This window comes from Bartonella sp. CL436QHHD (assembly GCF_042195105.1).
In the GTDB taxonomy this organism is placed as follows: domain Bacteria; phylum Pseudomonadota; class Alphaproteobacteria; order Rhizobiales; family Rhizobiaceae; genus Bartonella.
The window spans coordinates 81,567-94,852 of the sequence record NZ_JBHINR010000065.1; the positions used below are offsets into that span (position 1 = coordinate 81,567).

10 protein-coding genes and 1 other RNA gene are annotated in these 13,286 nt (G+C 37.9%); 6 read left to right on the top strand and 5 right to left on the bottom strand.

Translation table 11 applies throughout. The annotated features are described in order from the left end of the window. Positions 1-3 precede the first annotated feature (3 nt). Together ACFIKN_RS07955 and ssrA are read right to left on the bottom strand one after the other, a co-directional pair. A complete protein-coding gene (locus ACFIKN_RS07955; RefSeq protein ID WP_375631167.1) occupies positions 4-555 on the bottom strand; it encodes an SspB family protein in 552 nt (183 codons plus the stop codon). Positions 556-735: 180 nt separating this feature from the next. After that, positions 736-1,092, bottom strand: a transfer-messenger RNA (tmRNA) gene (gene ssrA, locus ACFIKN_RS07960). Positions 1,093-1,189: 97 nt separating this feature from the next. Here ssrA and ACFIKN_RS07965 point away from each other — a divergent pair. Further along, the gene (locus tag ACFIKN_RS07965) at positions 1,190-1,495 is read left to right on the top strand and encodes a DUF2853 family protein (RefSeq protein WP_273790761.1); all 306 of its coding nucleotides are present in this window, start codon (positions 1,190-1,192) and stop codon (positions 1,493-1,495) included. A gap of 68 nt (positions 1,496-1,563) precedes the next feature. On the opposite strand, the gene ACFIKN_RS07970 is transcribed toward ACFIKN_RS07965, so the two are convergent. The 3 genes from ACFIKN_RS07970 to ACFIKN_RS07980 all read right to left on the bottom strand — a co-directional run bounded on the left by ACFIKN_RS07970 (position 1,564) and on the right by ACFIKN_RS07980 (position 7,102). Continuing rightward, positions 1,564-2,871 carry an MFS transporter gene (locus tag ACFIKN_RS07970; RefSeq protein ID WP_273790760.1) on the bottom strand — a complete coding sequence of 436 codons (1,308 nt, stop codon included), beginning with the start codon at positions 2,869-2,871 and terminating at the stop codon, positions 1,564-1,566. A gap of 653 nt (positions 2,872-3,524) precedes the next feature. Further along, positions 3,525-4,835: an MFS family transporter gene (locus ACFIKN_RS07975; RefSeq protein ID WP_375658197.1), complete on the bottom strand. Its 1,311-nt coding sequence runs from the start codon at positions 4,833-4,835 to the stop codon at positions 3,525-3,527. Positions 4,836-5,794: 959 nt separating this feature from the next. Further along, a complete protein-coding gene (locus tag ACFIKN_RS07980; protein ID WP_375643461.1) occupies positions 5,795-7,102 on the bottom strand; it encodes an MFS family transporter in 1,308 nt (435 codons plus the stop codon). Positions 7,103-7,315: 213 nt separating this feature from the next. Between ACFIKN_RS07980 and ACFIKN_RS07985 the strand changes: the two genes are divergently transcribed. The 5 genes from ACFIKN_RS07985 to ACFIKN_RS08005 all read left to right on the top strand — a co-directional run bounded on the left by ACFIKN_RS07985 (position 7,316) and on the right by ACFIKN_RS08005 (position 12,491). After that, positions 7,316-8,110 (top strand): thymidylate synthase, encoded by a 795-nt coding sequence (locus ACFIKN_RS07985; RefSeq protein WP_273790824.1) that lies wholly within the window; start codon positions 7,316-7,318, stop codon positions 8,108-8,110. After that, complete coding sequence (locus ACFIKN_RS07990; RefSeq protein WP_273790757.1) at positions 8,107-8,616, top strand: dihydrofolate reductase; 510 nt, start codon at positions 8,107-8,109, stop codon at positions 8,614-8,616. The genes ACFIKN_RS07985 and ACFIKN_RS07990 overlap by 4 nt, the downstream gene beginning before the upstream one ends. Positions 8,617-8,735: 119 nt before the next feature. Continuing rightward, the gene (gene hflK / locus ACFIKN_RS07995) at positions 8,736-9,875 is read left to right on the top strand and encodes an FtsH protease activity modulator HflK (protein ID WP_273790756.1); all 1,140 of its coding nucleotides are present in this window, start codon (positions 8,736-8,738) and stop codon (positions 9,873-9,875) included. A gap of 2 nt (positions 9,876-9,877) precedes the next feature. Beyond that, the gene (gene hflC / locus ACFIKN_RS08000) at positions 9,878-10,816 is read left to right on the top strand and encodes a protease modulator HflC (RefSeq protein WP_375658198.1); all 939 of its coding nucleotides are present in this window, start codon (positions 9,878-9,880) and stop codon (positions 10,814-10,816) included. A 151-nt stretch (positions 10,817-10,967) separates the two neighbouring features. Next, positions 10,968-12,491, top strand: coding sequence for a Do family serine endopeptidase (locus ACFIKN_RS08005; protein WP_375658199.1), 1,524 nt, complete (start codon positions 10,968-10,970; stop codon positions 12,489-12,491). The last annotated feature ends 795 nt before the right edge of the window (positions 12,492-13,286 follow it).

The following is a 13,286-nucleotide window of genomic DNA, read 5'->3' on the forward strand; positions in this document are numbered from 1 at the left end:
AAATTATTTTTTCCGAAAGGAATCTAAAGAGACAACATCAGCACTTTGACTTTGTTTTGCATCGTTATTTGAAGGTTCTTTGTTTGTACTGAGATTTTGTTCTTTTGTAAGCGTATTTTCTATTTTTTGTTTGTTTGATAAGGTAATGGGCGTAGTTGAGGTATTTTCTGAATTTTCACTTTCTCCAGAGGTCAGATTTGAGGGCAGATCAAATGCTGCTTCAAATGCTGCTACAGGATCATAAAAGACCTGAATGGAAGTAAAAGGAATCACGAGCTTTTCGGTTATTTCCCTGAAAGAGAGGGTTACTTCGAAAGCTGTTTCTGAAACACTGAGATCTCTAAATTGATGTTGTAAGACGATTGTCATTTGCTCGGGATAGCGATTTTTTAGCCGAGGAGAAATTTTAACGCCTGGGGCATTTGTCAAAAAAGTTATAAAAAAATGATGATTTCCCGGAAGACCTGCTTTGGCAACTTCCGATAAAACTTTACGGATAACTCCACGAAGCGCATCCTGAACGAGAATATCGTAACGGATTTGATCTTTAACCATCGAAGTTTATTCCTTTTATTTCACGTAGCAGAATGGGGCGTATTGATATTGTGTGACAGAATATATTTTAAATTAGCAGTATTTTTTCTACGATGCACCTCAATAAATCGAATAAATACGAAACTCTATGGTAAATAATGTCTGATAACGTCTGAAAGATCAATCAACAACATTTAAAAAAGTGAAGGCTTCTGTTGCCAGGTGCCTCCGAACCCCGCTTAAACCTGCGACGGTTTAAGGCTCAAATTGAAACATTCACACCACCTTAAGCGGCGAGACGTGCTTCCGCATAGTTGTCATTTGCAACTACTCATTTAGCCCGATAACGGTGGTACAATGCCGAGTAAAAGAGCGATCTTTACACCCTTGTCGATCCTATTTCGCCCCCACCAAAATATAACTTTGGTTTCTTATATTTTGGTGGAGGCGCCGGGTACCGCCCCCGGGTCCAATAGGTTTATTTCACCGTCCATTTATTACCATAGCTGGTAAACCAGCCCTCTAAATATAGATGAAGAACAGTCTTAGGAAAAGGGGGGGTTGTTAATATTTTTAATCCTCTAATTATTTATGGAGCTATATGATGCGGCTGTAAAGTATAGTCCGCTCATTTTTGGAGAGGAGATGATGCAAAATGACAAATAATTTAGCAGATATTAAACTATATGATTCAAATCCCGATGAAGCAGCAGTAGAACGACTTAGCCGTCGTTTAGCTTTAGTGATGAAAAAGCAGGATGCAGCGCTTGTTGCTACATCGGATCCAAAAGAGTTAGAACGTGTTGAAAAATGGGTTCAAGATGTTTTAGAAGCCGATGAGAAGAGTGCTAAAATGGCTGTTTCAAAAGTGGCTGAGATGATGTCTGGAGAGCGTAGAAAAAGTCGACTGACTTTTTATTATCTAGTTGCTAAGCACCTTAATGCACTTCATAAAATTTAAACAATATTAAATTTGTGATAATGATAAAAAAAGCCCAATTTCTTGGGCTTTTTCGTTGATAAAAAGGGTTAATGTTTTTCATCCTCTTGGAGGTAGCCTCCTTTACGCATACTCGGGACAAAGAGAAGAGCAATGAATGCCATGATCATCACGACGGTTATATAAAAATAAAAGAGTGATTCATGACCGTACTTTTTTAATCCAAGCGCGACGTATTCAGCAGAACCACCAAATAAGGCGTTGCCAATGGCATGAGAGATGCTAACGCCTAATGCGCGTATTGAAGAGGGAAACATTGCTGATTTGACGACACCAGAGATGGATGTATACATGCTCATAATGAAGAGCAAGCCAATAATGACGGAAAAGGCAACCCATATACTATGCGTATTACCGATTATCCAGAGTCCAGGAAATGTAAAGATGACAGAGAGTATACTCCAAATGATAAGTAAAGTTTTTGTTCCAATTTTATCGGCTATGATACCAGCTATGGGTTGGAATAGGATGAAAATAAATAGTACAGCTGTCATAATCGTTGTTGCGGTATGTTTATCAAAGCCGGTGGTTGTGATTAGATATTTTTGCATATAAGTCGTAAAGGTGTAAAATGTGAGTGATCCTCCTGATGCAAAGCATGCAATTACGACAACGGCTTTTGTATGCTTGGTGAGAAGTTCCTTAAGACTGCCAGAGTGTTTGTGAGAGCGGCTTTCTTTCGTGGTTGTTTCGTGGAGAGAACGACGCAGATAAATCGCAATCACTGCCCCGAAACCACCAATCACAAAAGGAATGCGCCATCCCCATGCTTTTAACTGATCTTCAGAGAGATAAGATGCTAGAATAAATATAATGAAGCTGGCAAGAAGTTGACCTGTAATAAGGGTGGCTGATTGGAAAGAAGCAAAAAGCCCACGATGTTTTTTGAGAGCAACTTCGCTCATATAAGTGGCTGCTGTACCATATTCACCACCCGCTGAAAGTCCTTGCATCATTCGAGCTAAAAGTAAAAGGATTGCTGATGTTATTCCTAAGGTTTCATAGGTGGGAAGTATGGCGATGAAAAAAGAGCCACCACACATCATAAAAATGGATATAAGCATCGAGCGTTTACGTCCATAACGATCGGCGACAAATCCTAAAAACCAAGCTCCAATAGGGCGCATAAGAAAGCCAATAAAAAACACACCCGCGGTTTTTAACAGTGGCGTAATCGTATCACCATCGGAGGGAAAGAATTGTGATGCAAAATAAATTGATGCAAATGAGTAAACGTAAAAATCATACCATTCTACGAGATTTCCTGATGCGCTTGCTATAATAGCAAAAACACGTTTTCTTGCATCCTGTGATGCTGAAGTTGTTTCATTTTTCATGAATTGTTCCCCTTTTGGATTTATATTTTATATTTTCTAAACATAATTGTTTATGATTTCCAGAAAAATTCAATTGTATTATAATAATTTCTTAGGGAAACTCTTTAAGATGATTTATTAGAGTTATGTTGTCATTCGTTTTAAGATTTTTACTTGTGTTATAGAATAAAAAGTTATCACGTTGCATTTAAAGGGAGAGAACATTGAAAAGTAGATCAAGATACCTTTAAACTTTATGAGAAGAATGCAATTATTGGCATACCGGAAGATTATAGAAGAGATGGTCTTTATGAGCAGAAAGCCCAAAAACTGAAGACATTTCATAAAGCTTAAATAATGTAAAAGGGGATTTTGTGTCCTTGCTTATCTTGTTGTATCACCACACATCATTATTTAGGAGGGGGAGGTAAGGCTCATATAAGGTTTTCCGTATGAGGTGTTTTTCAGATATCATGATAAATATTTAGGGTAGGGCTTGCCTATAGAATCTTATCAAGTAAATTACATAAAGAGGGCAGTAACTATAGACAATTTAAGAGAAACTGAGTTGTTTGTAAGACGAATGCGGGGCAGAATTTTCGTTCTTTGTTAGGATGGAGAGGAGATAAAAAAAGCCCAATTTCTTGGGCTTTTTTTTTATCCAGAAAATAAGTTTAATGAAGTCTATCGTCTTTATCGAGATATCCTCCTTTATCTATATCGGGCATAAGAAGAATAGAGATGAGTGCAATGACCATCATACCAACTATGTAAAAAAAGAAAACAGATTCGTATCCCATATTTTTTAATCCAAGCGCTACATATTCGGCAGAACCGCCAAAGAGTGCGTTGCCAATGGCAAAAGCAAATCCAACACCAATTGCTCGGATTGAAGCAGGGAACAATTCTGCTTTTATGATACCAGCAATGGACGTATAAAAACTCATAACACAGAGTATTCCAATAATGATTAAGAGTGCTGTCCATGGATTATGGGCATTACCGATCATTTTAAGTACAGGGATAGTGCAGATAATGGATAATAGCCCCCAACTAATGAGTGAAGCTCTTGCTCCAATTTTATCGGCTAGGGAACCAAAAAGGGGTTGGAGTAGCACAAAAATAAAGAGGGCGGCAGTCATTATCGTTGTTGCAGTTTGTTTATCAAAGCCGGTGGTTGTGATCAGATATTTTTGCATATAAGTAGTGTATGTATAAAATGTGAGTGATCCACCAGCTGTAAAGCCAACAACCAAAAAGAAAGCTTTTTTATGATTGCGAAAAAGTTCTCGAAGACTACCAGCATGTTTTTCAGAGCGGCTTTTGTGGGTTGTTGTTTCATGGAGCAAACTACGCAGATAAATTGCAACGATTGCTCCAAAGCCACCAATCACAAAAGGAATACGCCATCCCCACGCTTTTAACTGATCTTCAGTAAGGTAAAGGGCTAAAATAAATATTATAAAACTTGCGAGAAGTTGACCTGAGATCGTTGTTGCATATTGAAAAGAAGCAAAGAGCCCGCGACGATTTTTGGGTGCAACTTCGCTCATATAAGTTGCTGCTGTACCATATTCACCTCCAACGGAAAGTCCTTGAAACATACGGACAAAAAGGAGAAGGAATGCTGCTGCTATTCCCAAGGTTTTATAAGTGGGAAGTATGGCAATGAGAAAAGAGCCACCACACATCATAAAAACAGAAATAAGCATTGAGCGTTTACGTCCATAACGATCCGCAATGAATCCAAAGAGCCATGCTCCAATTGGACGCATAAGAAAGCCAATAAAAAAGATTCCTGCTGTTTTTAACAGTTGTGTAACGATATCTTCATCTTCAGGAAAAAATTGTGAGGCAAAATAAACCGATGCAAAGGAGTAAGCATAGAAGTCGTACCATTCTACCAGATTTCCTGATGCGCTGGACATGATAGCAAAAATACGTTTCCTTGTATCATGTGGGTCTAAAGTTGTTTGATTATTCATGAAGTATTCCCCTTTTAGATTTATAACTTTTCTTCTTTTTAAAGCTATTTACGATGTGCATTATAAAAACGCCATTGTACCATGATAATTTTTCAGAGAAACATAAAGATTTTTTCTAGAGCTATCAGTGCTGTTTTGGGCTTATGGTGTTGTTATATTGCGTAAATTATGCGCTTTTTACTATCCTTAAGGAAATATTATTTTTTGTTTGATTGTGAATTATTTGCATATGCAGAGTGCTTATGAAGATATGATACTCTTTAGTTTATATGCTTGATGTTGTTTCGTAAAATGATGTTATTGACTATTGCATGCGAGGTTGGTGTATCAGTTAAAATACTTTTTAGGAATGATCTTAAGTGTTAAGGGGGAGTACAATATTAAGAGTTCCTCAATAGTATAATGATAGCGGCTTGCACTTTTATTAAGTGTAAAGAGAGTGATGCCCATGTTTATACTTTACGGGGCTTTTACGTTATGTCATTCACGGGTGCCGTTGTGAAATGGAGTTGGGTGCATTGAGAAATGTTTCTCAAAAAAGTGTGCGAATTCATAATATAATGGTATTTTCTATTTTTCATGAAAGGATTTGTTTTGCATGAGGGGGTACTATTAAGAACGTATTAAACAAAATCATGAGTGTAATCTTTATTATTGATAAAATTTCTTGAAAGATAATCACTTTTCTTCAACGTTGAGTGGGAATGGGAATATTAAAATAAATCAAAAGTTTTTTATCTTCAGTGAATTAAATTCAGCAAAAGAAGTATTTATTACATAATAATATGAAGCCATTTGTTTTTATAAGCGGCGTGTGTAGGAGGGAACATTGCTTCTTTAGAGTGTTTGAAGGGATAAAAAACTGTGAGCTTTAAACTTCTATTGGAAAGAATATAAAAAAGCCCAGAATACTGGGCTTTGCTTTTTTTGTTGAAACCCTTGTTTGTTAACATTAAAGGTTAATGAATATCGTCTCCTTGTAAATACCCTTTTTTGCGAGCATCTGGCATTAAGAGAACAGCAATGAATGCAATAATCATCATGCCGGTTATATAAAAATAGAAGACAGATTCATATCCAAGATCTTTTAATCCAAGCGCGACATATTCAGCAGAACCGCCAAACAGTGCGTTGGCAATAGCATAAGAGAGCCCAACTCCTATCGCTCGTACTGAAGCGGGAAACATTTCTGATTTTACAATGCCAGAGATAGATGTATAAAAGCTCATAATGCAGAGCATTCCAGTAATGACTGATAAAGCAATCCATGTACTATCAGTATTACCAATCATATTAAGTCCAGGAATGGTAAAGATAATAGATAAGACACTCCAAATAAGGAGAGAAGTTCTTGTTCCAATTTTATCTGCGAGAGAACCAAAGAGGGGTTGGAGTAACATGAAAACAAAGAGTGCAGCAGTCATTATAGTTGTGGCTGTATGTTTATCAAAGCCGGTGGTTGTGATCAGATATTTCTGCATGTAAGTCGTATAGGTGTAAAATGTGAGCGATCCTCCAGCGGTAAAGCCGATAACTAGAAAAAAAGCTTTTCGGTGGTTGCTCAGAAGTCCCCTAATACTACCAGCTTGTGCACTAGAACGACTTTCTTTGGTCGTTGTCTCATGGAGTGTGCGGCGTAGATAAATCGCAACAATTGCGCCGCATCCACCAATAGCAAATGGAATACGCCAGCCCCACGCTTTTAGCTGATCTTCGGTGAGATAAAGCGCTAAAATGAATATAACGAGACTGGCTAGAAGTTGACCACCAATCAGTGTGGTATATTGGAAAGAGCTAAAAAATCCACGGCGATTTTTGAGGGCGATTTCGCTCATATAAGTTGCTGTTGTACCATATTCACCGCCGACAGAAAGCCCCTGAAGCATTCTGAGTAAAAGTAAAAGAATTCCTGCTGCCACTCCAATGGTTTCATAGGTAGGAAGTAGGGCGATTAAGAACGAACCACCACACATCATAAAAACAGAGATAAGCATTGAGCGTTTGCGTCCGTAACGATCGGCAATGAAGCCAAAAAGCCATCCGCCGATTGGGCGCATAAGAAAACCAATAGCAAAGACACCAGCCGCTTTTAAAAGTTGCGTAACGACATTGCCATCTGAGGGAAAGAATTGTGATGCAAAATAAATAGATGTAAAGGAATAAACATAAAAGTCATACCATTCTACTAGATTACCTGATGCACTGGACACGATAGCCCAGATACGTTTTCTTGTATCATGTGGTTTTAAAGCTTCTTGTTTTTCCATAGTCGATCCCTTTATTTGATGTTTATCCATCTTTGTTCATTTATGTCATTTTTTTAGAAGCTGTCTATAGTATTTTATCTTTTGCATCAAAAATTTAGTCAGATCATGATAATTTCTTGTGTAAGATGTTTTTGGAAAAAGATTTGAATTATGTTTGTACGGATTTTACAGTTTTTATTTTCTATAATGAGAAGAATCGGACATAATAGCCCTATGAAGTCATATCTTGCTCTTTTATCTCATGTTTTAAATCAGGGTATTGATCGGACAGATCGAACGGGTGTTGGCACGCGATCTATCTTTGGGTATCAGATGCGCTTTGATTTACAAGCAGGATTTCCGTTGTTGACAACAAAGAAGCTACACTTACGTTCAATTATTTATGAGCTTTTGTGGTTTCTTAAAGGCGATACAAATATCGCTTGGTTGAAAGAGCATGGTGTGTCGATTTGGGACGAATGGGCTGATGAAAAGGGAAATCTTGGTCCTGTTTATGGTTATCAGTGGCGTTCTTGGCCTGCTCCTGATGGACGCCATATTGATCAAATTAACAATCTTTTAACGATGATTAAGGAAACGCCAGATTCTCGTCGCTTGATTGTATCAGCTTGGAATCCTGCATTAATAGAGGAAATGGCGTTACCTCCGTGTCATTGTCTTTTTCAATTTTACATTGCGGAGGGTAAATTATCTTGTCAACTTTATCAGCGTTCGGCGGATATTTTCTTAGGTATTCCATTCAATATTGCATCCTACGCATTGCTAACGATGATGATTGCGCAAGTAAGCGGTCTTAAAGTAGGCGATTTTATTCATACTCTGGGAGATGCTCATCTTTATTCTAATCATTTTGAACAGGCAAAATATCAATTGTCTCGTATACCAAATGCTTTGCCATGTATGCGCATAAATCCAGCGGTAACAGATCTTTTTTCTTTTCAATTTGAGGATTTTGAGTTGCTTAATTATGAAGCACAACCTCATATTAAAGCGCCGGTAGCAATATGACGATTTCCATTTGTTTAATTGCTGCTGTTGCAGAAAATGGTGTTATCGGTCGTGAAGGTGCAATGCCGTGGCATTTATCGACGGATTTGCAACGCTTTAAAGCTTTGACGTTGCGTAAGCCCATTATTATGGGAAGAAAAACTTGGGATTCTATCGGGAGACCTTTATCAGGGCGTACAAATATCGTCATTACGCGTGATTGTACCTTTTGTGCTGAGGGGGCTGTTGTTGCTCACTCTTTATCGCAAGCTTGTTCTCTTGCAACAAGCGTTGCTTCTCAAAATGATGTAGAGGAAATTTTTATTATTGGTGGTGGTGCAATTTTTCAACAAGGGTTGCATATGGCTGATAAAATATTTCTTACAGAAGTTTTAGCTTCTATAGAAGGTGATAGTTTTTTTCCTGTTTTTGATAAAGAAAAGTGGACTATTGTGCAAACACAAGATATTCCAAAAGGGGATAAAGATAGTCATCCGACACGTTTTGTTGTTTATGAGCGGAAATAATTTTTTGTAATATGAAGTGGAAGGGGTTATCAGTTGTATTGTAATGAGGTAAGAGACACCCTATAAGATCAAGCAAATGGTTGGTGTTCGAGTAGTGGTAATCAGTTAAAGAGGTGATAATGCCCTGGACAAATCAAAATGGTGGTGGCCCGTGGAGTGGCGATAAAAACAGTGGTGACAAAAAAACACCAGCTAAGAATCTCTTTGGTTCTGGTGGCGGTAATGGTGGCGAAAATGGTCCTAATCTTAATGATATTTTGCGCAAAGGGCAGGATCAGTTTAAACAATTCGGGAGAAGCAGTTTTTCTGTTTTATTCCTTCTGCTTATTGTGTTTTTTTGGCTATACCAGTCAATTTATATTGTTCAGCAAAATGAACAAGCGGTAGAGTTGCGCTTTGGCATCCCTAAAGAAGGCATTATTGGTGATGGGTTGCATTTTCATTTTTGGCCAATTGAGACCTATATGAAAGTACCTTTAACGGAAAAAACAATTGCGATTGGTGGGAAGCCTGGTCAGGCGCAACAAAGTGATGGCTTAATGCTTTCAAGTGATCAGAATATCGTTAATGTTAATTTTTCCGTTTACTATCGGATTTCATACCCTAGTCAGTTTTTATTCAATGTGAATGATCAAGAGGGAACAGTCCGCCAAGTTGCTGAGAGTGCAATGCGTGAGGTCATTGGTTCGCGGCCGGTTGATGATGTTTTACGTGACAAGAAAGAAGAAGTTGCTAATGACGTCAGAAAGATTATTCAGTTGACTGTAGATAAATATCAACTTGGTGTTGAAATAAGCCGTGTGTCTATCAGTGAAGCTGCTCCTCCGACAAAGGTTGCTGCTGCGTTTAATTCTGTTCAGCAGGCGGAGCAGGAACGTGGAAGAATGATTGAAGAGGGGAATCGTGTGCGTTTTACGAAAATTGGTTTAGCAAATGGTGAAGCTTCACGCACACGGGAAATCGCAAAAGGTGAAAAGGCACAAATGGTTGAAGAGGCAACAGGGCGTGCTGAACGTTTTCAGGCGATAGCTCGTGAGGCTGCGATTTCACCAGAAGCTGCTCGCTATCGTCTCTATATGGAGACGATGGGGCGGATTCTTTCTTCACCAAATAAGCTGGTTCTTGATCAGGCAAATTCTCCAGCGGTGCCTTATTTACCTTTGAACGAATTGTTGCGTAGCAAGTCATCGGAAAAAGTAAAGGCAACATCAGCGCGTCCTGCGTTACTCTTAGATTCTCGTATTTCTGGAGGAGATTAATTATGCAGCAATCTCGCTTTTTGTTTGTTTTTAGTGCTATAGTGTTTGTTTTGATGATTTTGTGGATGTCCGTATTTATCGTCTATCCTCGTCAACAAGTAGCAATTAAGCGTTTTGGACAAATTGTTCAGGTAGAATCTAATCCTGGAATCTATTTCAAGGCGCCCTTTATCGATAAGATGATCATTGTTGATAATCGGTTATTGCGTTACGATGTTCCTACACAATCTGTACAGGTTCGTGGTGGTGCGTATTATGAGGTGGATGCGTTCTTTATTTACCGTATTACAGATCCTAAGTTGTTTTTACAGCGCATTGCTTCTGGGCGTCCACAAATTGCGGCACGTGAAAACCTTGCACCACGGTTTATTGACGCTTTGCGTGCTGTTTATGGTAAGCGAGAATTTAAAGCAGCCTTATCGGATGAACGAGGCGCGATGATGGCTGAAGTACAGAAGCAGTTTTCTGTAGATGCAGGTTCGTTGGGTATTACCATTGTTGATGTGCGTATTCGTAAAACCGATTTGACTGATGCTGTTTCAGAAGATGTCTATCGGCAAATGGCAGCTGAACGTGAAGCTGCTGCGGAAAATATCCGTGCTCGTGGTCAACAAGAGCGAGATCGTATTGTAGCAGAAGCTAATCGTGAATATGAAGAAATTGTAGCAGCGGCAAAGCGTGATGCTGAAATTACTCGTGGTGAAGGTCAGGCTGAAAGTATTCGTCTTTTATTGAGTGCGAGGGAGGCTAATCCGTCTTTTTACGATTTTTGGTTGGCGATGGAACAATACAAGAATTTAGAGAAAACACCGATGGTGATTTCTCCAAATGAGGATTTCTTTTTCTATTTTCGTAATCCGCCGCAGGCAAATAAAGCATTCTTACCGACAATGAATACTGGCATTAGTAAAACTGATCCAAAATCGGGAGAGAATAGATAAAATAATGGATTGCAGATACGAGATTTTGCATGAAAAGAATGATCTGTGACCATTTTCTTTTATGGTAAAAGTGGTAGAGAGTATCGAGCCGTGCTGGTTTTATGTAGATAAATTTAGTGGGGCTCTTTGCATCTTTGATTAAAGGCATGTCATGGATAGAAGTGTCGTGAGTAAAAATACGTTTTTAAAGTTTTTTATCACAAGAATTGTTTTTTGTGTGACTTTGTTTCTATCAGGGTCAGGTTTGTCTTGGGGAGCAGAGACAAGCGAGGCATTGCTTTCTATTCCTGATTTAGCTTCTGAGCTTTTGGAAACAGTTGTGAATATTTCCACGGCACAGACTGTTGAAGGAACAGAACAGGATGAAAATACCTCGGTACCCGTTATCCCAAAAGATTCATTGCTGGAGGAATATTTTAGTGATTTTTTTACACCCAAGGATGCTCAAAAAGATAGTCAATTTCAAAAGGTGCGTTCTTTAGGGTCTGGTTTTGTGATTGATGCGCAAAAGGGGATTATTGTTACAAATTATCATGTTATTGTTGATGCTGATGATATTGAAGTTAATTTTACGGATGGTACAAAACTAAAGGCAAAGCTTCTTGGAAAGGATAGCAAAACTGATTTGGCGTTGCTTCAAGTCGATGCAGGAAGTAAAAAATTAAAAGCTGTGCGTTTTGGTGACTCAGAAAAAGCACGTATTGGTGACTGGGTTATGGCTATTGGTAATCCTTATGGTTTTGGTGGAAGTGTGACGGTTGGTATTATTTCTGCGCGTAACCGTGATCTTAATGCTGGTCCCTATGATAATTTTATTCAAACAGATGCAGCAATTAATCGGGGCAATTCTGGTGGTCCGTTATTTGATAGAAATGGTGAAGTCATTGGCATTAATACAGCAATTGTTTCACCTTCGGGAGGATCTATCGGTATTGGATTTGCTATTCCATCGGATATGGCTCTTTCTGTTATTAATCAATTGCGTGATTTTGGAGAAATAAGACGTGGTTGGTTGGCTATTCGTATTCAGCCGGTAACAGAGGATATTGCAAAAAGTTTAAAATTGGACAATGCTGTGGGAGCATTGGTGGCTGGTAAAATAGAACAGACGGAAGAAAATAATGTAGATAATAGCCAGTTACAAACTGGAGATGTTATTCTTTCTTTTGGTAATTCCAAAATTAAGCATGCACGTGATTTGCCGCGTTTAGTTGCAGAAAGTTCAGAAGGAAAGGTGGTGGATGTTACTATTTTACGGAATGGGCAAGAAGAAACAGTAAAAGTTAAGCTTGGACGTTTGATTGAAACAGATCCAAATGAAGATACAGAAGAAGAAGTTGATGATAAAAAAAATCAAGATCTGTCGAAAAACGTGACAATGCAATTTATGGGAATGACGTTATCTGAACTGACGGAGGATTTGCGTCATCGTTATTCAATTTCAGATAAACTTCGAGGACTAGTGGTGACATCTGTTGCACAAAATAGTGCAGCGGATAAAAAGCGTATTCGCGTTGGTGAAGTGATTGTTGATATCAATCAGAGTTCTATCACAACAATTGATGAGGCTAAAAAACGTATTCATAAATTACGTGAAGCTGGACGCAAAAATGCTCTATTTATTGTAGCGCGTCCAGATGGAGAGTTACGGTTCGTAACGCTCCTAATGGATTGATCCTTAAAAATTATTTTTTGTTTTTTATCAGCCTTAGTATATGGGATATTTTGCAAGCTAGGCATGTGATGTCCAATATTTCTCAAATTCATTTCACGATAGAGAGCATGGGGTGTGCAATATAAAATTCATTGGGCAGCTCTATTTTTGCGTTAAATAAAAGTACAAGTTGGTACCATCATAGATTTGCTAGATTTCCAACCTTGCAACAGCTTAGGCTTTAAAATAGTGCATAAGAGATCTATGTTTTGTATTTAAGTCAATTATTATTATAAATAATGTTGTATCTAGTGAGAATTTTAGCACTTTGTGATTGTATTTTGTGTGCTATAGAGAACGTTTTTTCACTTCAGTTTGAAAAAAGCTCTCTCAGAGAAAAATCATATTAGACTAAATTAGTTATATATATATTTACACCTTTCTTGGTGATGGATGAAAAAATAGTTATAAAAAAAGAGCGTGAAGAAGACAATTTCTGAATCTCCTATTATAAATCAGAGTAGCATGCTGTTTTTATAGGAAAAAATAAAGCTGTTTGATTGTATAGGTTAAGCTCAGTATTATTTTCATAAATGATGACAAAGAGTATGTTTTTAATGGCCTAAACGGACAAAATTATTATAGCTGTGGTTTGTTATTGAATTATGATAGCAAAAAATGCTTGAAAATTCCTTTGGTGTTGTTCTTAAAGTCTATTTTTTCTTTTTTATAAGTTTCATAGGATTTTCTTTGTATTGAAGAGAATTTGTGTTCGTATTTTTGTTTGAAGTATTTACTCTATGATAATGGAGAGAA

Coding starts and splice junctions, on each gene's coding strand:
- ACFIKN_RS07955 (WP_375631167.1), bottom strand. CDS start 555: ATGGTTAAAGATCAAATCCGTTACGATATTCTCGTTCAGGATGCGCTT.
- ACFIKN_RS07965 (WP_273790761.1), top strand. CDS start 1,190: ATGACAAATAATTTAGCAGATATTAAACTATATGATTCAAATCCCGAT.
- ACFIKN_RS07970 (WP_273790760.1), bottom strand. CDS start 2,871: ATGAAAAATGAAACAACTTCAGCATCACAGGATGCAAGAAAACGTGTT.
- ACFIKN_RS07975 (WP_375658197.1), bottom strand. CDS start 4,835: ATGAATAATCAAACAACTTTAGACCCACATGATACAAGGAAACGTATT.
- ACFIKN_RS07980 (WP_375643461.1), bottom strand. CDS start 7,102: ATGGAAAAACAAGAAGCTTTAAAACCACATGATACAAGAAAACGTATC.
- ACFIKN_RS07985 (WP_273790824.1), top strand. CDS start 7,316: ATGAAGTCATATCTTGCTCTTTTATCTCATGTTTTAAATCAGGGTATT.
- ACFIKN_RS07990 (WP_273790757.1), top strand. CDS start 8,107: ATGACGATTTCCATTTGTTTAATTGCTGCTGTTGCAGAAAATGGTGTT.
- hflK (WP_273790756.1), top strand. CDS start 8,736: ATGCCCTGGACAAATCAAAATGGTGGTGGCCCGTGGAGTGGCGATAAA.
- hflC (WP_375658198.1), top strand. CDS start 9,878: ATGCAGCAATCTCGCTTTTTGTTTGTTTTTAGTGCTATAGTGTTTGTT.
- ACFIKN_RS08005 (WP_375658199.1), top strand. CDS start 10,968: ATGGATAGAAGTGTCGTGAGTAAAAATACGTTTTTAAAGTTTTTTATC.